This window comes from Streptomyces sp. NPDC007875 (assembly GCF_042868035.1).
Lineage (GTDB): Bacteria > Actinomycetota > Actinomycetes > Streptomycetales > Streptomycetaceae > Streptomyces > Streptomyces antimycoticus.
Genome location: NZ_JBIADZ010000030.1, coordinates 21,282 through 40,097 on the forward strand (window position 1 = coordinate 21,282; position 18,816 = coordinate 40,097).

Genomic DNA, 18,816 nt, shown 5'->3' on the forward strand with positions numbered 1-18,816 from the left:
AACGGATGGTGAACCTCGGCCGTCAGTGTGGTGGCCAGGTCACGGCCAGGTCACGGCCTGATCCCGGGCCGGACCACGTCCTTGCGGAGGCTGGGCCAGGTCCGTCCGACACCTGTGCGACACCCGTCCGGTGAACCGGTTCGGGGTGGCTGCTGGAGTAACCGCCGCGTGTCTCTGTCGAATTGCGGTACGGCATGTCACTATCCGTCCCTACGTGCCGGTACGTCAGGTCTGGCGCGCGAGAGGGACAGGAGCGCGCACGGCCGGAACGGAACGAGAGGAGACCGCGGGTGAGGCGGGACGGGAGAGGGAGGGGTGTGAGCGTCGCCGCGGCCACCGCGCTGGTCTGCGCGCTGGGACTGTCGGCCGTGCCGGAGACGGCGTACGCCGCGCCCGGCGAGCCGGGACCGGCTCCGGGGCCGGGCGGCGGGTCCGGTGGTGGCGCGACCGGGGGCCAGAGCCTGGAGCAGGTCCATCAGGAGGTCGAGGGGCTCTACCGCAAGGCGGAGTCCGCCACGGACGCGTACAACCTGGCGCGGGAGAAACAGACCCGTCAGGAGAAGGCCATCCTGAAGATCGCCCGAGCCGTGGTGAAGGCCCAGAAGGAGATGGCCGGGCTGCGCAAGCGGGCCGGGGCGATGGCCCGGGCACAGTACCGGGGCGGCGGGATGCCGGCGGAGGCGCGGCTGTTCCTCAACGGCGATCCGGGCGACTTCCTCGACGGTGTCACGCTCGCCCGCAAGGGTGAACAGGCGACCCACGGCCTGATCGGCCGTCTGGAGCGCACCCAGGAGGCGCTCGACCGCTACGCCGACTCGGCCTCCCAGGAGTGGGAGCGGCTGGACCGGAGCCGGGCGAAGAAGGCGTCGGCGAAGAAGGAGATCCTGCGCAAGCTGGCCCGGGCGCAGCGGCTGGAGTCGCGGCTGGCGAAGGACGAACGGGAGCGGCTGCGCCGGCTGGAGGAGGACAAGGCCCGTGGCGCGCAGGCGAAGTGGCTGGACACCGGGATACTGCGGGAGCTCGGCAGCGACGCCACCGCGATGGGCGGGCGCGCGGTCGACTTCGCGCGGGCCCAGCTCGGCAAGGACTATGTGTGGGGCGCGGTGGGCCCGGACACCTATGACTGCTCGGGGCTGACCCAGCGGGCGTGGTCGGCGGCCGGCCGGGCGATCCCGCGGACCTCGCAGGAGCAGTGGAGGCTGCTGCCGAAGGTGAGCACGAAGGCCATGCGCCCGGGTGATCTGATCATCTACTTCAGGGACGCGAGCCATGTGGGGATGTACGTGGGCAGCGGCGCGATGATCCACGCCCCCCGCCCCGGCCGCCAGGTCACGGTCGCGGGCGCGGGCTCGATGCCGATCCTGGGCGTGGTCCGGCCGGACGCGAGGTAGCACGGACGCGCCGGTAGTACGGACGCGAGGTAGCGCGGACGCGCGGTAGTACGGACGCGAGGGAGTGCGGCGGGGCCCGCCCGGTTTGCTGGCGCGGGCGGGGGTCCGCCCGGTCGCCTCAGGCTGGCGGAAGCCCGTTCAGGGCCGTCTCGAAGGCGTCGTACGCGCGTTGGTCGAAGAGGACGAAGCGGGCCTCGGTGACCGCGGTGTCCGCATCGCGGACGGTGCTGAGCGCGATCCGGGCCGCGTCGTCCAGGGGCCAGCGGTAGACGCCGGTGGAGACGGCCGGGAAGGCGACCGTACGGGCGCCCAGCTCATCGGCGACCCGCAGTGCCTCGCGGTAGCAGGAGGCGAGCGTGGCCGAGCGGTCCTCGGCCGTGGAGAAGACCGGTCCGACCGTATGGATCACCCAGCGGGCGGGCAGCCGGCCGGCCGTGGTGGCGACCGCTTGCCCGGCCGGAAGGCCCTTGCCGTAGTGGGACGCACGCAGATCGCGGCATTCATCCAGAATGTCGGATCCGCCCTTTCGGTGGATGGCTCCATCGACGCCACCCCCTCCCAACAGGGAGGAGTTGGCCGCGTTCACGACCGCGTCCACGCTCTGCTCGGTGATGTCCCCCAGTGCCAGCGTGATGTTCGTCATCCCGGGATTGTCTCCCGGGCCACCAAGTCCCGCTTGACGTGCGGCATATGACAAAAGTCGGTGCCTGGAGGTCATTCCATGAAACGGCCGCCTAGCGCTAAGGTCGCCTGGCAATATCCGGTACCCGCGCTCTGGAGCCGCTGAAACCGACCAGTCGGTGTGCGTACCGGAATCCCACTGTGCTCCACCAGTCGGCGGTGCGCGCCCTCGGGGGGAGGGAAGGAATCGAGCGATGTCCGTACCCGTGCCGAGGCAACGGGAGGCACCGGCCCCGCAGGCCGGTCCCGCCGCCCTGCCCGACAACGGGCTCACCCTGCTGGTGATCGAGGACGATCCGTCCGGTGCCTTCAACGTTCCCGAGATGCTGGATACCGAGGGTAACCGAGTCCGCATCCGTACGGCGCGCAATCTCACCGAGGCCAGTCGGCTGCTCACCGACGGGGTGCAGTGCATCCTCCTGGCCCTCCCGGGCCCCGGCCGCGACGGCGCGGACTCGCTGGCCGCGCTGCACGAGGTGCTGCGGCTCGCGCCCCTGCACGCCGTCCTCGTCCTGACCGCGGAGGACGACGCCGAGCGCGCCGCCGAGGCGGTGCGGGTGGGCGCCCAGGACTTCCTCTTCCGCGGCGAGCTGGACGGCCGGATCCTCAGCCGCGCCATCCGCTACGCCGTCGAGCGCAAACGCGCCGACCTCGCCCAGCGCCAGCTCACCGAGTCACGGCTGCGCGCCCAGGAGAACGCCCGGTTGGAGCGCGGACTGCTGCCCACGCCGCTGCTGGACGGCTCGGGGCTGCGCTTCGCCGCCCGCTACCGGCCCGGCCGCAGCCGGGCCCTGCTCGGCGGCGACTTCTACGACACCGTCCGCACTCCGGACGGCACGGTCCACGCGATGATCGGCGACGTCTGCGGTCACGGCCCGGACGAGGCCGCCCTCGGGGTGGAGCTGCGCATCGCCTGGCGCGCCCTGACGTTCGCCGGGCTCTGCGGCGATCAGCTGCTCGGTACCCTTCAGCAGGTGCTGGAGAACGAACGCGCCGACGATGAGATCTTCGCCACACTGTGCACGGTCGACATCGCTCCGGACGGCCGCCGGGCCGGGGTCTGCCTGGCCGGGCACCCCTCACCGCTGGCGATCCGCCCGAGCATGGCGCCCCGGCTGCTGCCCACCGACGAGAACGGCCCGGCGCTCGGCCTGCTGCCGAACGCCCGCTGGCCGCGCCGCGAGGTCGAGCTCGGCGGGGCATGGAGCCTGATGATGTACACCGACGGGCTGATCGAGGGCCGCGTCGGAACAGGGGTGCAGCGGCTCGGCCAGGAGGGAATGGTCGAGATCGTCGCCCGCCAGGTCGCGGAGGGACGGCGCGGCGAGGAGCTGCTGGACGCGACCGTCACCGAGGTGCGGTCGCTGAACGGCGGGGAGCTGACCGACGATCTGGCGGTGCTGCTGCTGGACCGCGGCTGATCGGCCGCGGTCCGTCCGCTGTCTGTCTGCCGGCGTCCGCTGCCGGACGCTCGCCCTGCCCGCTGTCGGCTGTTCGACCCGTCTCAGCGGCCGTTGAAGGGGCCGTAAGGACCGTCGGAGCTGGAGCCGCGGCCGCGCGGCCAGCGGCGGCCACCGCCGGAGACCTGCCGCAGCGCGGGCCGGACGTCGACGATGTACACGATCGTCGCGATGAGCCCGATGATCGGCAGGAAGTCCAGGATTCCCATGAAGAAGTTCACCGCGGCGGCGAGACCGAGGATGATCAGCCAGAACGCCTTGGTCTGCTTGTCCGCCGCCCGGTACGCGTCATCCCGGCGGATCGCCGAGTCGACGAAGGCGAAGAGGCTGAAGAGGAGCAGGGCCCAGGAGACCCAGTACATCAGCTTGCCGAAGCCTTCAACCAGCACGCCATCCACCGCCTAGAAGATATGTATGGGACGCGTCTCTGCGGGCCACCGTACCCGCCCATCGGGCCGGGCACGCAGGGCGTACCCGGCGTACCCGGCCCGGTCGTGGACGTGCGCTCGTCAGCCGGCCGACTTCGGCTCCGGCCGCTTGGCGGGGGTGGCGGGCTTGTTGCCGCGCGCCGGGGCCTTCTTGGCCTGCGAGGACGAAGAGGCCGCGGACGTCTGCGCGCCTGAGTGACCCGAGTGGCCGGAGTTGCTCGACGGGGCCGGGGTGGCCGGCTTGGCCGCGGACTTCGGCGCCTCCTTGGACGAGTCCATGGCGACCGACTGCGACGGGGCCTTCGACCGGGCCGCCGCGTTGCCGTCCCGCCCCTCATGGGGCTCGATCGCACCGGCGATGTCGACGACCTCGTCGGCCGCCTCACCGCGCCAGGTCCGCACGACCTCCTGGCCGTGCTCGGCCACCTCGTCGTACCGCTCCCGCGCCTTCACGGCCAGCTCGGCGGCCCGGCCCACGCCCTGCAGGGCGATGTCCTGCGCCGTGTCCCGCAGCCGCTTGATGTCGGTGTCGAGCGTGCCCAGCATCTCGTTGAGCTTGCCCTGGGCCTCCTTGGCCTGCTGGGAGACCCGCTCCTGCACGACCTTGGGGTCGGTGTTGCGCACCGCGTTCAGGCGCTCCGGGGCCTCGGCGACGATCTTCTCGACGAACGACGGCACCTCCTTGAGCTTCTGAGCGGCCAGATCGGCGGTGCCCGCCACGAAGTACAGCGGGGTCGGGTCGGTCAGGGTCTTGCGTACGTCGTCGGTGATGGCCATGGTGATGGTCCTCCCGGATCAGTTCGAGGGTGTGGCGACGTCGGCGCCGAAGGTGTCGGAGGGGTCGGAGAGGTCGTCCGAGGCGGTCTGGAGCCCGTTCTCCTTGCGGAAGGACTCGTAGATCTGGAGCAGTACCTGCTTCTGCCGCTCGTTGATCGAGGGGTCGGCGAGTATCACACTGCGCACCTCGGTCTCTTCGCGGTCCCGCTCGTCGAGGATCCCCGCCTGTACGTACAGGGTCTCGGCGGATATCCGCAGCGCCTTCGCCAGCTGCTGCAGGATCTCGGCGCTCGGCTTGCGCAGCCCCCGCTCGATCTGGCTGAGGTACGGATTGGACACCCCGGCCGCATCGGCCAGCTGCCGCAGTGACAGCTGCGCACTGCGCCGCTGCTCGCGCAGGAACTCGCCGAGGTTGCCGACGTTGAGTGATGCCATGCCTCGATGCTGCAACAGGTGTGCTAACTATTGCAAGCATTTGCTTGCAATAGTGGCGCGTGTCATGGCGGGGCCCGCCGGTGCGGCCTCGGCGAAAAAAACTCGTGAGGTCTGTCGATCCGGGCGGCGCCCGTTCGACGCAGGGGTGAGAGCCGGGGGAAGCCCCCGGCCTCCGTGCCGAATCTCGCTTCGTCTGCTGAATGAGGAGTCACCATGCCGCGCTATCTGTCGATGATCCGCGTCGATGAGCGGAACGCCCCCGCCGAGGGCCCCAGCCCCGAGCTCATGGAGCGGATGGGTGCGCTGATCGAGGAGATGACCAAGGCCGGGGTCATGCTGGACACGGCCGGGCTCACCCCGACCTCCGAGGGCACCCGGGTCACCTGGTCCGGCGGGAAGGTGAGCTGCACCGACGGCCCCTTCACCGAGAGCAAGGAGGTCATCGGCGGCTACTCCATCGTCCAGGCCAAGGACAAGGCCGAGGCCGTGGAGTGGGCCAAGCGGTTCCTGCGGACCCATGAGGAGTTCTGGACCATCACCGTCGAGGTCCGCGAGATCGTCGCGGGCTGAGCCGGCAGTGCTTGCTCCGTCCCCATACGGCTGCTCTGATAGGGGCCGTGACGGCAGCAAGCCCGGCTGATGCGGCGAAAGCGGCTGAAACAGCCGAAACGACCGAAACCGCTGACATCGCCGAGACGGTCGAAACGGTCTTCAGGATCGAGTCCGCGCGGATCATCGCAGGCGTCGTCCGCATCGTGCGGGACGTCGGGCTGGCCGAGGAACTCGCGCAGGACGCCGTGGTCACCGCGCTGGAGCGATGGCCGGAGTCGGGTGTGCCGGACAATCCGGGCGCCTGGCTCATGGCCACCGCCAAGCACCGTGCGATCGATCTCGTCCGCCGTAAGGAGACCTACGCACGCAAGCTGGCGGAGGTCGGGCGGGCCCTGGAGGACGTCTCACCGCCCGACCCGGCGGATCTCGCCCGGACCGCCGAGGACATCGACGACGATCTGCTGCGGCTGATCTTCACCGCCTGCCATCCCGTGCTGTCGACCCAGGCCCGGGTCGCGCTCACCCTGCGGCTGCTGGGCGGGCTGACGACGGAGGAGATCGCCCGCGCGTTCCTGGTCCCGGAGCCCACGGTCGCCCAGCGCATCGTCCGGGCCAAACGGACACTCGCCCAGGCCGACGTCCCCTTCGAAGTGCCGTACGGCGACGACCGGACCGCCCGGCTCTCCTCGGTCCTGGAAGTCATCTACCTGGTCTTCAACGAGGGCTACTCCGCGACCACGGGTGACGATCTGGTGCGCCCGGCCCTGTGCGAGGACGCGCTGCGCCTGGCGCGGGTCCTGGCCGGGCTGCTGCCCCAGGAGTCCGAAGTGCACGGACTGGCCGCGCTGCTGGAGTTCCAGTCCTCCCGTATCGCGGCGCGCACCGGTCCCGGCGGTGAGCCGGTGCTGCTCGCCGACCAGAACCGCACCAAGTGGAACCGCCTGCTCATCCGCCGGGGCGTCGAGGCCCTGCAGCGGGCGGGCCACGGCCCGTACTCCCTCCAGGCCGCCATCGCCGCCTGTCACGCACGGGCGATCCGCTACGAGGACACCGACTGGACGGCCATCGCAGCCCTCTACGGCCGGCTGATGGCGCTGGTCCCGTCCCCGGTGGTGGAGCTCAACCGGGCGGTCGCCGTCGCGATGGCGGAAGGGCCCGCGGCGGGTCTGAAGCTGGTCGAGGCGCTGGCGGAGGAACCGGCGCTCAAGGACTACCACCTGCTGCCGAGTGTCCGCGGGGATCTGCTGGAGCGCCTGGGGCGGCATGAGGAGGCCCGGGCGGAGTTCGCCCGGGCGGCGGCCCTGACCCGTAACGCCCGTGAGCGGGCGCTGCTGCTGGAGCGGTCCTCGGGCTGATCCGATCTTGTGGTCGGGGCGAAAAGGTGCGCATGCTGCCCCATGAACTCATCTCCCGCATCTTCCTCGTCTTCGTCCTTGTTCTCTCACCTTTCGGCACCGGCCGGTCGGCTCGGCTTCGGCGCGATGCAGCTGCCGGGGCGGTGGGCCGGTCCCGCCGTCGAGCGTGCGACGGCCGTGGCGGTCGCACGGCGGGCCGTGGAGCTGGGCGCCCGTCATATCGACACCGCCGCCTTCTACTTCTCCGCCACCGAGCGGGCCAACGACATCCTGCGCGAGGCCCTGCACCCGTACGCCGAGGACGTGACCATCGCCACCAAGGTCGGGCCGCTGCGCACCGCGACCGGCGAGATGTACGCGGAGGCGCGGCCGGAGCAGCTACGGGGGCTGGTCGAGGAGAACCTGCGGCAGCTGGGCGTCGATGCGCTCGACCTGGTCTACCTGCGGGTGGGGCGGCTCAACGCGGTGGGCGAGGTGCCGCTCGGGGAGCGGTTCGCCGCGCTGGCCGCGCTGCGGGAGGAAGGGCTGGTGCGGCGGCTCGGGGTGAGCAATGTGAGCGCCGAGCAGCTGGCCGAGGCCCGCGCGATCGCGCCCGTCGCGGCGGTGCAGAACCGGTTCGGGGTGCTCGATCAGGCCGATGGGGCGCTGGTGGACGAGTGCGCCGGGGCCGGGATCGCCTATATGCCGTTCTTCGCGCTGGGTGGCGGCCACACCGCCCTGGAGAGCGGGCACCTGCGGACGGTCGCGGAGCGGCACGGCGCGACCGCGCATCAGATCGCCCTCGCCTGGGGGCTCGCCCGCTCGCCCGCGATCATCCAGATCCCCGGCACCAGCTCGCCGGCCCACCTCGAGGAGAACATGGCGGCGGCGCGGATCGCCCTCGGGGAGGACGACCTGGCGTTGCTGGAGCCGGTGGCCGACTGACGCCGGGCCCGGGCCGACTGACGCCGGGCCGGGTCCGGATCTGGGCGCGGCGCCGTTGTCGTACCTCCGTGGTCGAATGAGCGGAACGCGGGCGCAGGCTGTGCTGACGACGGGAGGCGGCGGATGTCCGGTGGGACGAGCGGGGTGCGGGTGCGGCTCGAGCCGTGGGAGGACAGCGCGTCCTGCCTCGAGCTGCTGCGTGGCGTCAACAGCCCGGAGATGACGAGCCACCTGGGCGGACCGGAGAGCGAGGAGCAGATCCTGGTCCGCCATCGGCGGTACGCCGAGCTGACCGGGCCGGGCGCCGGGCGGATGTACCGGATCGTGCTGCTGCCGGAGGAGGAGCCGGTCGGCAGCATCGGGTACTGGGAGCGGGAGTGGCGGGGTGAGTCGGTGTACGAGACCGGCTGGGCCGTGCTGCCGCCGTTCCAGGGGCGGGGGATCGCCGCCGCGGCCGCGAGGGAGATCGCCCGGGCGGCCGCGGCCCAGCGGGCCCATCGGTATCTGCACGCCTATCCGTCCGTCGGCCACCCCGCGTCGAACGGCGTGTGCCGCAAGGCCGGGTTCACCCTGGTCGGCGAGTGCGAGGTCGAGTACCCGCTGGGGACGATGATGCGGTGCAACGACTGGCGGCTGGAGCTGCGCTCGCCCTCCTAGCTGTTCAAGGCGCCCCGAGGGCCTTGGCCCTCGTCGCTCAAGGCGCCCTGGGCGCGCGGGGCCTGGGGCCACGCGTAGTGCACGGAGAGACCGGTCCGGCCCGGCAGCACACCGGGCCGGAGCACCAGGCGCTCGTCGTAGTCCCCGCCGTTCTGGCGGCGGAACGGGATCGGCTCCTCTGTCGGCAGGTCGGCCAGCCGCTTCCGCAGCGCGGCGGCATGGGCCTCGTACGCCTCGTCCGGTACCCGGTCCGCGCCGTAGACCACATGCGGCGGCAGCACGGACATACCGCTGTACCAGAAGGTGCCGTGGTGCAGCGGGAACAGCAGATCGCCAATGTCGCCGTTGACACCGCGCGGCCCCATGGTGTCCTCGGGCGCCCCCGCGGTCAGGACCACCATGGCGCGCTTGCCGGCCAGTTTGCCGTCCCCGTAGCGCAGGGTGCGTCCGTCCGGCCCCCTGACCCCGTAGGCGAAGCCCTTGACGAAGACGCGGTCGAACCAGCCCTTGAGGATGGCGGGCATGCCGTACCACCAGAGCGGAAACTGCACGATCAGCGCGTCGGCCCAGGCGATCTTCTCCTGTTCGGCGCGGATGTCCTCGCTCAGCGTCCCCGCGTCATAGGCGCGCTGCGAGGCGGCCCCGACGATGAGGCGTTCGCTCGCGTCATGGCGGAAGTCGGCGCCGTCGACCACGGGGTTCCAGCGCATCGCGTAGAGATCGGAGAGCCGGTGGTCATGGCCCGCCTCCCCCAGGGCGCGCAGTCCCTCGTCGCGCAACGCCCCGCTGAGGGAGCGCTGTTCGGGGTGGGCGAAAATCCACAGCACATTCATGACCACCATGCTGGGAAACGGGCCCGGAGCCGACGAGTGGCTGGATGGCCAGGATGTGCAAATATCTGGCCAGGCGGGCGGGGGTAGCGGCCAGCGGGCAGTGCGGCGGGTGCGGGGCTCCAGGCGCCAGACGGTCAGCTCCGCGCGCTGACCAGCGCCTCCACACCGTCGAGAATCCGCTCCAGGCCGAAGACGAACTCGTCGTCCGGGCCGCCCGGGGTGTCCAGCTCCCCCGCCCGAAGCGCCGCCGTCACCGCAGGGAAGCGCTCGGCGTCGGTCAGCTTCCCCAGCGGCCTGGCCCAGGCCGCCATGGAGGTTTCGAGGCTGTCCCCGCTGCGCCGGCTGAACCATGGCCCATCGGTCAACCATCGAGGCAAGCGGCCTTGAGAAGTCCTACGGAGCGGTGAAGGTGCTCGCGGGCGTCGATCTGTCGGTCGCGCCCGGCAGCTGTGGTGCGGCGGAATCCTGGCGGTGACGGCCGGGCTGTCGGGGGCGCTCTTCCGCCGCCGCACCGCCTGAGCCAGGTTTCCGGCGGCGCCGGTCGACGGGAGCCGACGGGGTCGGCGCCGCCGGGGGGCATCAGGTGCCGTACGGGTGGGTGGTGCGAGCCGTGCGCAGGGCCCGCGCCCACCAGGCGAGCTGGTTGAGCATCGCCCCGGCGGCGGTGTCCGGACCCTCGGAGTCCTTCAGCCGGCCGTCCTCCTCGAAGAGCCCGTGCGCGTTGTGGAAGCTGACCGTGTCCCGGACGGTCACGGCGTGGACCTCGGCGAAGACCGGCCGCAGATGCTCGACCGCGCGCAGGCCCCCGGAGATGCCGCCGTAGGAGACGAAGCCGATCGGCTTGGCCTGCCACTGGGTGAAGTGCCAGTCGATCGCGTTCTTCAGGGAGGCGGGGTAGCTGTGGTTGTACTCGGGCGTGACCACGGCGAACGCGTCGGCCGCGTCCAGCCGGGGCGTCACGGCCTCCAGAGCCGCGAGGTCCTCGGGGCCGGGCCGGTGGGTGAGGTCCATGGGCAGCGGGGTCTCGGCAAGGTCGACGACATCGACGGTCATATCGGAGCGGAGCGTCGCATGGCCGGCGAACCATTCGGCGACCTTCGGCCCGAAGCGGCCGTCGCGGGTGCTGCCGACGATGACGGCGAGCCGGATGGGGGAGTCGGTGTCGGTAGGGGCTGCGGCCGTGGAGACGGCGGTGTCAGTAGCCATGGGAAGAGCCTCGGACTTAAACAAAGGTTGAAGTCAAGCTACCCTCGGCCCCATGACGCAATTGACCTGGAAGACCCATGAGCTCACGGTCGGCGAGCTCTCACAGCGGAGCGGAGTCCCCGCCTCCGCGCTGCGTTTCTACGAGCGCGAGGGGCTGATCCACAGCCGACGCACCTCCGGCAATCAGCGCCGCTACACCCGCGATACGCTCCGCCGGGTCGCCTTCGTCCGCTCCTCGCAGCGCGTCGGCATCCCGCTGGGGAGAATCCGGGAGGTGCTGGGGCTCTTCCCCGAGGATCACGTCCTCACCAAGGAGGACTGGGCCCGGATCTCGGAGTGCTGGCACGCGGACATCACCGAGCGCATCGAACAGCTGGAGAACCTCCGCGACCACCTCACCGACTGCATCGGCTGCGGCTGTCTGTCGATCGACAAATGCGCGCTGGCCAACCCGTATGACCGGCTCGGTGAGCAGGGCGCGGGCGCGCGCCGACTGCTCAAGTCCTGCTGCTGAGCGCCGATAGCTCAGCGTCGGCCGCCCGGTGCCGATAGCTCAGCGTCGGCCGCCCGGTGCCGATCGCCCGGTGCCGATCGGGTGGGCGCCGGCCACCGGGCCCGCACGCTCCCGCCACCTCAGAAGCTATCGGGGCACCAGGGGCGTCGCGGCGTCCGCAGCAGTCGGTCCGCCAGTGCGGCGGCGCCCGGGCGCTCCTCGGCTATCCGGCCCAGCGAGGCGAGCCGGACCGCCGACTCGTCGCCCAGCCACAGGGTGCCCAACTCGCCGATGTCCATGGTCAGGTCGGCCGGGCGGCCCGTGGTCGCACACGCCGCGCCGTCGGGGCCCGCCTCCAGGAAATAGCGGCCACCGGCCAGCCCGGCGCCGTCGTGCAGCTCGAGCACCAGCGAGCCCTCGACCGGGTACGTACGGGTCTCCAGCAGCTGGGGCACATCCAGCGGGCGCAGCCACAGCCAGTCGGCGTGCATGCTGACCTGGGCGGCGCGGGGATCGCCGAGCAGCAGTGGAAGCAGATCGTCCGGGGCGCGTCGGCCGGTGTTGACCCGGGTCACCCAGTCGACCGAGAGCAGGAAGTGCCACAGCGCCCGCTCGGCGGCCGGGGTGACTCCCACCAGCTCGAGCACGGTGGCGGTGTTGTGCGGCCGCTTGTTGCCCTCCCAGCGGTCGTCCGCCGTGTAGGCGAGCAGTCCGTCCACCGAGCCGTCGGGGGAGCGGTAGAGGACATGGAACGGCTCGGTCCAGGGGCGGTTGGGGAACCGCCGCTGACCGGTGCTGGTCCGCCACCAGCCGTCCGGGCGGTCGATGACGCCGTGCTGCCGGGCGCGCAGCCGCTCATGCAGTGCGGGGCCCAGCTTCCGCACCTCGTCGGCGTCGGCGAAGTCGACCCGGCCGCCGTCCACCGGAGCCGAGTGGCGCGGGTCGAGACCGGCGCGGGGAACGTCCACCTGCCATTCGGTGATCCAGGTGGCCGGGCCGAAGCCGTACCGCCCATAGATCGGGTACTCGGCCGCGATCAGGGTGGCCACCGCGTCGCCCCGCTCCTTGGCGGCGCGCAGATCGTGCTCCATCATCCGGCTGAGAAGCCCCCGGCGGCGGTGGGTGGGCGACACCGCGACATTGCTGATCGCGTCGGCGGGGACGTCCGCCCCGCCGACCGCCGTCAGCCGCTGCGCGAAGCTGCGGAAGGTGGCGACACAGCGGTCCCCGTCGAAGACCCCCTGCGTACGGGACAGGTCTATCTGCTCCCGCCGCAGCTCCACCTCCTCCTTCGGCGCCGCCGGCGGACGCAGAAAGCCGGTGTTGAGCGCGATGGTCCAGCTGGTCAGATCGGAATCGGAGAGCGGGGTGCGGAGTTCGACGGCCATGCCCACACGCTAGGCGTCAGCCGCCACCGGCCGCACGCCGATTTCCCCAGCCTGTGGACCAGGTCCTTTCATCACACCGCACCCTGTGGACGCCTCGGCGAGCCCCCGATGGACGCCTCGGCGAGCCTCCGATGGGAGGCCCGATGGACGGCTGGGCAGCACCCCGCGGACGCCTAGGCCAGCAGGTCGTCCACCTGCGCCTCTCCCTCGCGGTACCGGCGGGCGATCTCCGCACTGCAGCCGTCCGCCGTCCGCTGCAGCTCCTGCCGCCGCCGCGACACCTGCTGCTCATGGCCGACGAGGCGGGCCATCGCGCCGCGCAGCTCCTCGTCCGTACGAGCCCGCAGATCGGAGAGGCCCACCTCGGCCAGCATCTCCTCGGCCAGCCGCTCGTACTCGGCGCCCTGCGGCGTCCCGAGCGTGACATGGCGGGCCGAGGAACGGTGCCGTGAGGGGAGGTCCGCGAGGATCTCCGGCAGCCGGTCCACCAGCGCGGCGGACGGCTGCGCCGCGGCGGCCGCGGGCGCCGGGTCACGGCGACGGCCCAGCTCGGCGCGGAGGATGTCGATCCGGCCCTGCAGCAGTCTGCGCAGATAGCTCAGATCCGCCTCCTCGCCCTGTGCCGCGCGGCGCAGCGCCCGCAGCTCCGGCAGCCGCAGTGCGTGCAGTCCGCTCGCCGCCGCGGACGTGGGAGCCACGGTCGGCGCCGTCACGGCGGCGGAGTCGGCCAGCCGCCCCCCGCGCTGGCTCGGCGGCCGTGACGGCAGCAGGCCCTCGGTGGCCATGGGCTGGCCGGTGCCCGGTGTGGTCATTGGTGTCCGTCCCCTCCAGCGATGCGTCATTCCCGCAGTTCCTGCCCGCTTGCACCGCCTGCACGCATCGTGCCACCAGTGATGCTCCCTGTGCAGCGGCTCTCCACCCGATCGGCCCCGGATGGACGCACGGCATGATGGTCGGTATGCGTGCTGTGGTACAGAGAGTGGACGGGGCAAACGTCGTCGTGGACGGCGAGACGGTCGGCGAGATCGTCGGCCAGGGGCTGTGCGTGCTGGTCGGGGTGACGCATGACGACACTCCGGAGAAGGCGGCCCAGCTCGCCCGCAAGCTGTGGTCCGTAAGGATCCTCCAGGGAGAGAAGTCCTGCTCGGACACGGCCGCCCCGCTGCTGGTCATCAGCCAGTTCACGCTCTACGGCGACGCCCGTAAGGGGCGCCGTCCCACCTGGAACGCGGCGGCGCCCGGCGGGGTCGCCGAACCGCTCGTCGACGAGGTGGTGGCCCAGCTGCGGAAGCTGGGCGCGCACGTGGAAACGGGCCGGTTCGGAGCGGACATGAAGGTCTCGCTCACGAACGACGGCCCGTTCACGGTGCTGATCGAGGTCTAGCGCGACCGCACCGGGCTCACGGCTCCACGACCGTCTCCTGCGCGGCGGCCGTGGAGTCGGCGATCAGCTCCGCGTTCACCGGCACATTGCGCTTGACCAGCGCGAGCGCGATCGGTCCCAGCTCGTGGTGGCGGGCCGAGGAGGTGATGAACCCCAGCTGACGGCCCTCCTCGCCCTCCGAGGCCAGCCGTATGGGCGCGCCGTGGGACGGCAGTGTCACCTCGCTGCCGTCGAGGTGGAGGAAGACCAGCCGGCGCGGTGGCTTCCCCAGGTTCTGCACCCGGGCGACGGTCTCCTGGCCGCGGTAGCAGCCCTTCTGCAGATGGACGGCGGAGCCGATCCACCCCAGCTCATGCGGGATGGTGCGGTGGTCGGTCTCCAGGCCGACCCGCGGCCGGTGGGCCTCGACCCGCAGCGCCTCGTACGCCAGCACTCCGATCGCCGGCCCGCTCGCCTCGGCGAAGTCGGTGAGCCGCGCACGCGGCAGGAAGAGATCCCGGCCGTGCGGGGTCTCGCGGACGACGGTGTCCTCGGGGGCCTCGGTGATGCTGCCCGCCGGGAGGTGGACGACCGCGTAGTCGTCGGTGCGGTCCGCGATGTCGACCCGGTAGAAGAACTTCATGCTCTCCAGGTAGGCGATCAGATCGCCCTGGCTGTCGGGCTCCACATGGGCCCAGGTCGTTTCGCCGTCATCGACGAGATAGAGCGCGTGTTCGATATGGCCGTGGGCGGAGAGGATCAGGGCTTCGGTGGCCTGGCCCGGCGGGAGTTCGCTGACGTGCTGGGTGATCAGCAGGTGCAGCCAGCTCAGCCGGTCGGCACCGCTGACCGTGACCACTCCGCGGTGCGAGAGGTCCACGAAGCCGGTGCCGTCGGCGAGCGCGCGCTGCTCGCGGAACAGGTCGCCATAGTGGGCGGCGACACCTTCGTCGGGGCCCTCGCCGGGGACGGCGCCGGGCAGCGACAGCAAAGGGCTCTTCATGAACTCAGCCTACGACCTGCGGGCTCGGCCCTCACCGGAGCCGTTTTGGCCGTCGTCTCCACCGCGCTGTCGGGCGGAGCACGCGGCACACCGGCCGAAGATCGCGAAGTGCTTCAGATCGGTCTCGAAGCCGAAGTCCGCCCGGAGCTGCCGGGTGAAGGAGTCGGCCACGGAGACATCGGCCTCGATGACATCCGTGCAGTCGCGGCACACCATATGGATGTGATGGTGCCGGTCGGCCAGGTGGTACGTGGGGGCGCCATGGCCGAGATGGGCATGGCTGACCAGGCCCAGCTCCTCCAGCAGCTCCAGCGTGCGGTAGACCGTGGAGATGTTGACGCCGCTCGCGGTGCGGCGCACCTCGGTGAGGATCTCGTCCGGAGTGGCGTGCTCCAGATGATCGACGGCTTCGAGCACGAGCTGGCGCTGCGGGGTCAGCCGGTAGCCGCGCTCCCGCAGATCGCTCTTCCAGTCGGTGGTCGCCACGGTGCAAGTGTAGGCGGGCACGCGGTTACCGGCCGGACGCACAGGAGCAGAACCGGCCGCGGCACGGAAGAGCCGGGCTCGGCGGCAGCTGGAACGGCCCGGACGTACTCCAGGACGGAACAGCCCGGAAGCACTCAAGAGCCCAAGAGCCCAAGCGCTCAGCGGAAGAAGGCGATCCCGTCGTCCGGCAGGTCCTTGAGGTCCTTGGCCCACTCCCGGGGGTCCACGACCTTCTTCAGATGCGCGGACATGTACGGGCGCAGCTCGACCTCGGGGGTGGCCTTCTCGCCGACCCACATCAGATCGCTGTTGACGTAGCCGTACAGCCGCTTGCCGCCCGCGTACGGGGCCGCGTGCGCGGTGCGCGCCACCGCGTCCGTCGCCAGGTCGATCTGCGGCTTGCCCTCCGCGAGCTCGCCGTACCAGACCTCGACGATGCCCTGGTCCCGGCTCATCACGACCTCGACCTTGCGGTCCTTGTCGATCCGCCAGTAGCCGGACTCGGTCTCCAGGGGGCGCACCTTCTTGCCCTCGGAGTCCAGCACCCAGGTGTGCGAGACGTACTCGATGAAGTCGCGGCCGTCGTGCGTGAAGGTGGCCTCCTGGCCGAAGTTGCACTTCTCGGCCCCGGGGAAGTCCGATACGCCCGCGCCTTCCCAGTTGCCCAGGAGGAAGGCGAGCGGCACGAGGTCCGGGTGGAGGTCGGAGGGAATCTGGATCATGAATTCAGGCGATCTGTCGAGAGTCGAGCCGTGACGGCCGGGCGGGAGGGGGTCAGCGCTGGCCCTGGTACAGCTTCTTCCAGGTCAGCGCGGCGAAGCCGAGCGTGGCCACGGCGACCAGGATCATCAGGGTGGTGAAGAAAGCCTCAAGCACGAGCGCGCTCCTCGGAACAGATGACGGACGGCACCGAGTCTAGTCGGCGCCGGGGCGCCCGGTGGAGACAGGTCGCCGTGCGGCGCCCGGCCCGCCGTGCCGACCCTAAGGTTGGCGTATGGCGAAGAAGCTGGTGATCAAGGTGACGGCGGGCGCGGACGCTCCCGAGCGGTGCTCACAGGCGTTCACGGTGGCGGCGGTGGCCGCGGCGAGCGGGGTCGAGGTCTCGCTCTGGCTGACCGGGGAGTCGACGTGGTTCGCGCTGCCGGGCCGGGCGGCGGAGTTCGAGCTGCCGCATGCGGCGCCGCTGCCGGATCTGATCGACGGCATCCTTACGGGCGGCGGCACGATCACGGTGTGCACCCAGTGTGCGGCGCGCCGGGAGATCGAGGAGAAGGATCTGATCGAGGGGGCCCGGATCGCGGGTGCTCAGGTCTTCGTGAGCGAGATCATGCCGGACGGCGTCCAGGCGCTCGTGTACTAGGGCGGTCCTGAACGCCCCGGATACCAGGGCGGTCCTGAACGCCCCGGATACCAGGGCGGTCCTGAGCGCCCCGGCCGGGGCCCGGTCAGTGACCCCTGCCGGGCCCCGATCGGCCGGGGCGGTTGTGCTGGTGGTCAATGCCGGTGGTTGTGCTCGTCCAGCTCCCGCCACCACCGGTCGGATTCCTCGTCCCCCGACTCGTCCCACCACCGGTCGTCCGGGCCCCGGCGATTGGCCACTATGGCGGCCAAGGGCGGGATCACCATGGCGACGATGCACATCGCGACCGCGGCGGGTACGGACCACAAGCGCACAAAGGCCCACGCCGAGATGAAGAGCGTCAGACACGCGCCCATCAGGAAAAAATATGCGTGGCGGCGTCGCGCGTACATATCTCCAGCGTACGTCCGGGACCGCCGCGCCGACAGAGGAAGGACCCCCGCGCCCACAGACCAAGGACCCGCGCCGGCAGGCGGAGGGCCCCCGCGGCGGCGGGCGCGGACAGACGGAGGGCCGCACCCCGCCGAGGCGTCCAACCCCGGGGTGCGGCCCTCCGGCCGTGTGTCACGACGCGCCGTCACGCGTCAGACGGCGATGGCGACCTCCGCCAGCCCGCCCTTCTGGGCGACAACAGTGCGGTCCGCGGTGCCGCCGGGAACCAGGGCACGCAGCGTCCAGGTGCCCTCCGCTGCGTAGAAACGGAACTGTCCGGTCGCGGAGGTGGGGACCTCGGCGGTGAACTCGCCGGTGCTGTCCAGCAGCCGGACGTAGCCGGTGACGGGCTCGCCGTCGCGGGTCACCGAACCCTGGATGGTGGTCTCACCGGGCTTGATCGTCGAGGCGTCGGGGCCGCCGGCCTTGGCTCCACACATGGATGTCTGTCCTTACGTTCGGGGGCGCTTTCGGGGGAGAGGGGTCAGCTGTCGGCGCCGAGCTCGACCGGCACGCCGACCAGCGAGCCGTACTCGGTCCAGGAGCCGTCGTAGTTCTTGACGTTGGTCTGGCCCAGGAGCTCGTGCAGGACGAACCAGGTGTGAGCGGAGCGCTCACCGATGCGGCAGTAGGCGATGGTGTCCTTCGCCAGGTCGACGCCCGCGCTCTCGTAGATCTCCTTGAGCTCGTCGTCGGACCGGAAGGTGCCGTCGTCGTTGGCCGACTTCGACCAGGGGATGTTGCGGGCGCTCGGCACGTGGCCCGGACGCTGCGACTGCTCCTGGGGGAGGTGGGCCGGGGCGAGCAGCTTGCCGGAGAACTCGTCGGGGGAGCGCACGTCGACGAGGTTCAGCGAGCCGATGGCGTCGACGACCTCGTCGCGGAAGGCGCGGATGGAGGCGTCCTGCGGCTTGGCCTTGTACTCGGTCGCCGCGCGGGTCGGAACCTCGGCGACCAGGTCGCGGGAGTCGAGCTCCCACTTCTTGCGGCCGCCGTCGAGCAGCTTGACGTCCTGGTGGCCGTAGAGCTTGAAGTACCAGTAGGCGTACGCCGCGAACCAGTTGTTGTTGCCGCCGTAGAGGACGACCGTGTCGTCGTTGGCGATGCCCTTCTCCGACAGGAGCTTCTCGAAGCCGGCCTGGTCGACGAAGTCACGGCGCACCGGGTCCTGGAGGTCCTGCTTCCAGTCGATCCGGACGGCGTTCTTGATGTGGTTCTTGTCGTAGGCCGACGTGTCCTCGTCCACCTCGACGATGACCGTCTTGGGGTCGTCGATCCGGGCCTGGACCCACTCGGCGTCCACCAGGACGTCACTGCGGCTCATGTTCTCTCCTCCGGGGCAGTTGCGGCGGTACGGGCACGCTCGCGACGCGGCGCCACGCGAGGCGTGCGGCGAGCGTACGAGCGAAAGTGCGGGAAGGCCCGGCTGACGGGCCGAGGAGGGGGCCGGTCCGAGGCGTGCCGGACCGCGTCCCGTTCAGACGGGGCGACAGAGCATGGCGGCGACGCGGCACAGGTCGACTGCCCGCCGCTTCGTGAGATCCGCCTGTCGCTTCATGCATCCGATCGTAGGGACGGACAGGCGGGCATGT

Annotated in this window: 25 protein-coding genes; 9 read left to right on the forward strand and 16 right to left on the reverse strand. The window is 71.2% G+C overall.

The annotated features are described in order from the left end of the window. Positions 1 to 290 precede the first annotated feature (290 nt). Complete coding sequence (locus ACFYOY_RS39915; RefSeq protein ID WP_388592567.1) at positions 291 to 1,391, forward strand: C40 family peptidase; 1,101 nt, start codon at positions 291 to 293, stop codon at positions 1,389 to 1,391. A gap of 118 nt (positions 1,392 to 1,509) precedes the next feature. On the opposite strand, the gene ACFYOY_RS39920 is transcribed toward ACFYOY_RS39915, so the two are convergent. Next, the gene (locus ACFYOY_RS39920) at positions 1,510 to 2,034 is read right to left on the reverse strand and encodes an O-acetyl-ADP-ribose deacetylase (protein WP_388592570.1); all 525 of its coding nucleotides are present in this window, start codon (positions 2,032 to 2,034) and stop codon (positions 1,510 to 1,512) included. 232 nt (positions 2,035 to 2,266) lie between these two features. Here ACFYOY_RS39920 and ACFYOY_RS39925 point away from each other — a divergent pair, with 232 nt between their 5' ends. After that, the gene (locus tag ACFYOY_RS39925) at positions 2,267 to 3,493 is read left to right on the forward strand and encodes a fused response regulator/phosphatase (RefSeq protein ID WP_351901122.1); all 1,227 of its coding nucleotides are present in this window, start codon (positions 2,267 to 2,269) and stop codon (positions 3,491 to 3,493) included. Between the two features lie 83 nt (positions 3,494 to 3,576). On the opposite strand, the gene ACFYOY_RS39930 is transcribed toward ACFYOY_RS39925, so the two are convergent. The 3 genes from ACFYOY_RS39930 to ACFYOY_RS39940 all read right to left on the reverse strand — a co-directional run bounded on the left by ACFYOY_RS39930 (position 3,577) and on the right by ACFYOY_RS39940 (position 5,172). Beyond that, a complete protein-coding gene (locus ACFYOY_RS39930; protein ID WP_014053906.1) occupies positions 3,577 to 3,921 on the reverse strand; it encodes a DUF2516 family protein in 345 nt (114 codons plus the stop codon). A 120-nt stretch (positions 3,922 to 4,041) separates the two neighbouring features. Then, complete coding sequence (locus tag ACFYOY_RS39935) at positions 4,042 to 4,737, reverse strand: hypothetical protein (RefSeq protein ID WP_351901120.1); 696 nt, start codon at positions 4,735 to 4,737, stop codon at positions 4,042 to 4,044. Between the two features lie 18 nt (positions 4,738 to 4,755). Beyond that, positions 4,756 to 5,172, reverse strand: coding sequence for a helix-turn-helix transcriptional regulator (locus ACFYOY_RS39940; protein WP_351901118.1), 417 nt, complete (start codon positions 5,170 to 5,172; stop codon positions 4,756 to 4,758). Between the two features lie 213 nt (positions 5,173 to 5,385). On the opposite strand from ACFYOY_RS39940, the gene ACFYOY_RS39945 reads away from it, so the two are divergent. From ACFYOY_RS39945 to ACFYOY_RS39960, 4 genes are all read left to right on the forward strand, one after another. Further along, complete coding sequence (locus tag ACFYOY_RS39945; RefSeq protein ID WP_351901116.1) at positions 5,386 to 5,742, forward strand: YciI family protein; 357 nt, start codon at positions 5,386 to 5,388, stop codon at positions 5,740 to 5,742. 47 nt (positions 5,743 to 5,789) lie between these two features. Then, entirely contained in the window at positions 5,790 to 7,079 is a 1,290-nt protein-coding gene (locus ACFYOY_RS39950) for an RNA polymerase sigma factor (RefSeq protein ID WP_388592575.1), read from the forward strand. A 42-nt stretch (positions 7,080 to 7,121) separates the two neighbouring features. Next, positions 7,122 to 8,003 (forward strand): aldo/keto reductase, encoded by an 882-nt coding sequence (locus tag ACFYOY_RS39955; RefSeq protein ID WP_388592578.1) that lies wholly within the window; start codon positions 7,122 to 7,124, stop codon positions 8,001 to 8,003. 123 nt (positions 8,004 to 8,126) lie between these two features. Then, positions 8,127 to 8,660, forward strand: a complete 534-nt coding sequence (locus tag ACFYOY_RS39960; RefSeq protein ID WP_351901112.1) for a GNAT family N-acetyltransferase — start codon at positions 8,127 to 8,129, stop codon at positions 8,658 to 8,660. On the opposite strand, the gene ACFYOY_RS39965 is transcribed toward ACFYOY_RS39960, so the two are convergent. The 3 genes from ACFYOY_RS39965 to ACFYOY_RS39975 form a co-directional block, all read right to left on the reverse strand. After that, positions 8,657 to 9,493, reverse strand: coding sequence for an NAD(P)H-dependent oxidoreductase (locus ACFYOY_RS39965; protein ID WP_388592582.1), 837 nt, complete (start codon positions 9,491 to 9,493; stop codon positions 8,657 to 8,659). The two genes, ACFYOY_RS39960 and ACFYOY_RS39965, sit on opposite strands and share 4 nt — an antisense overlap. 134 nt (positions 9,494 to 9,627) lie before the next feature. After that, the gene (locus ACFYOY_RS39970) at positions 9,628 to 9,858 is read right to left on the reverse strand and encodes a TetR/AcrR family transcriptional regulator C-terminal domain-containing protein (protein ID WP_388592585.1); all 231 of its coding nucleotides are present in this window, start codon (positions 9,856 to 9,858) and stop codon (positions 9,628 to 9,630) included. Positions 9,859 to 10,072: 214 nt separating this feature from the next. Beyond that, the gene (locus ACFYOY_RS39975; RefSeq protein ID WP_351901106.1) at positions 10,073 to 10,699 is read right to left on the reverse strand and encodes an NAD(P)H-dependent oxidoreductase; all 627 of its coding nucleotides are present in this window, start codon (positions 10,697 to 10,699) and stop codon (positions 10,073 to 10,075) included. A gap of 52 nt (positions 10,700 to 10,751) precedes the next feature. On the opposite strand from ACFYOY_RS39975, the gene soxR reads away from it, so the two are divergent. Next, positions 10,752 to 11,213 (forward strand): redox-sensitive transcriptional activator SoxR, encoded by a 462-nt coding sequence (soxR, locus tag ACFYOY_RS39980; RefSeq protein ID WP_059145925.1) that lies wholly within the window; start codon positions 10,752 to 10,754, stop codon positions 11,211 to 11,213. Between the two features lie 119 nt (positions 11,214 to 11,332). Here soxR and ACFYOY_RS39985 read toward each other — a convergent pair whose 3' ends face one another. Together ACFYOY_RS39985 and ACFYOY_RS39990 are read right to left on the reverse strand one after the other, a co-directional pair. Then, complete coding sequence (locus tag ACFYOY_RS39985; RefSeq protein ID WP_388592589.1) at positions 11,333 to 12,580, reverse strand: GNAT family N-acetyltransferase; 1,248 nt, start codon at positions 12,578 to 12,580, stop codon at positions 11,333 to 11,335. 173 nt (positions 12,581 to 12,753) lie between these two features. Then, on the reverse strand, positions 12,754 to 13,392 hold the full coding sequence (locus tag ACFYOY_RS39990) for an ABC transporter substrate-binding protein (RefSeq protein ID WP_388592591.1): 639 nt from the start codon (positions 13,390 to 13,392) through the stop codon (positions 12,754 to 12,756). Between the two features lie 146 nt (positions 13,393 to 13,538). Here ACFYOY_RS39990 and dtd point away from each other — a divergent pair, with 146 nt between their 5' ends. Continuing rightward, positions 13,539 to 13,964 (forward strand): D-aminoacyl-tRNA deacylase, encoded by a 426-nt coding sequence (gene dtd, locus ACFYOY_RS39995; protein ID WP_043237681.1) that lies wholly within the window; start codon positions 13,539 to 13,541, stop codon positions 13,962 to 13,964. Between the two features lie 16 nt (positions 13,965 to 13,980). Here dtd and ACFYOY_RS40000 read toward each other — a convergent pair whose 3' ends face one another. The 3 genes from ACFYOY_RS40000 to ACFYOY_RS40010 form a co-directional block, all read right to left on the reverse strand. Beyond that, positions 13,981 to 14,946: a glycine cleavage T C-terminal barrel domain-containing protein gene (locus ACFYOY_RS40000; protein ID WP_351901099.1), complete on the reverse strand. Its 966-nt coding sequence runs from the start codon at positions 14,944 to 14,946 to the stop codon at positions 13,981 to 13,983. 9 nt (positions 14,947 to 14,955) lie between these two features. Beyond that, entirely contained in the window at positions 14,956 to 15,432 is a 477-nt protein-coding gene (locus ACFYOY_RS40005; RefSeq protein ID WP_059145971.1) for a Fur family transcriptional regulator, read from the reverse strand. A gap of 158 nt (positions 15,433 to 15,590) precedes the next feature. Then, positions 15,591 to 16,154, reverse strand: a complete 564-nt coding sequence (locus ACFYOY_RS40010; protein WP_078642748.1) for an FABP family protein — start codon at positions 16,152 to 16,154, stop codon at positions 15,591 to 15,593. 272 nt (positions 16,155 to 16,426) lie between these two features. Here ACFYOY_RS40010 and ACFYOY_RS40015 point away from each other — a divergent pair, with 272 nt between their 5' ends. Continuing rightward, complete coding sequence (locus tag ACFYOY_RS40015; protein ID WP_014053928.1) at positions 16,427 to 16,792, forward strand: DsrE family protein; 366 nt, start codon at positions 16,427 to 16,429, stop codon at positions 16,790 to 16,792. A gap of 134 nt (positions 16,793 to 16,926) precedes the next feature. On the opposite strand, the gene ACFYOY_RS40020 is transcribed toward ACFYOY_RS40015, so the two are convergent. The 4 genes from ACFYOY_RS40020 to ACFYOY_RS40035 all read right to left on the reverse strand — a co-directional run bounded on the left by ACFYOY_RS40020 (position 16,927) and on the right by ACFYOY_RS40035 (position 18,782). Then, positions 16,927 to 17,184 (reverse strand): DUF3099 domain-containing protein, encoded by a 258-nt coding sequence (locus ACFYOY_RS40020; RefSeq protein ID WP_014053929.1) that lies wholly within the window; start codon positions 17,182 to 17,184, stop codon positions 16,927 to 16,929. Between the two features lie 192 nt (positions 17,185 to 17,376). Further along, positions 17,377 to 17,664, reverse strand: a complete 288-nt coding sequence (locus ACFYOY_RS40025; RefSeq protein ID WP_028814639.1) for a DUF1416 domain-containing protein — start codon at positions 17,662 to 17,664, stop codon at positions 17,377 to 17,379. 44 nt (positions 17,665 to 17,708) lie between these two features. After that, positions 17,709 to 18,548 (reverse strand): sulfurtransferase, encoded by an 840-nt coding sequence (locus tag ACFYOY_RS40030; RefSeq protein WP_351901095.1) that lies wholly within the window; start codon positions 18,546 to 18,548, stop codon positions 17,709 to 17,711. Positions 18,549 to 18,701: 153 nt separating this feature from the next. Further along, positions 18,702 to 18,782, reverse strand: coding sequence for an Ms5788A family Cys-rich leader peptide (locus ACFYOY_RS40035; protein WP_351229977.1), 81 nt, complete (start codon positions 18,780 to 18,782; stop codon positions 18,702 to 18,704). Between the last annotated feature and the right edge of the window lie 34 nt (positions 18,783 to 18,816).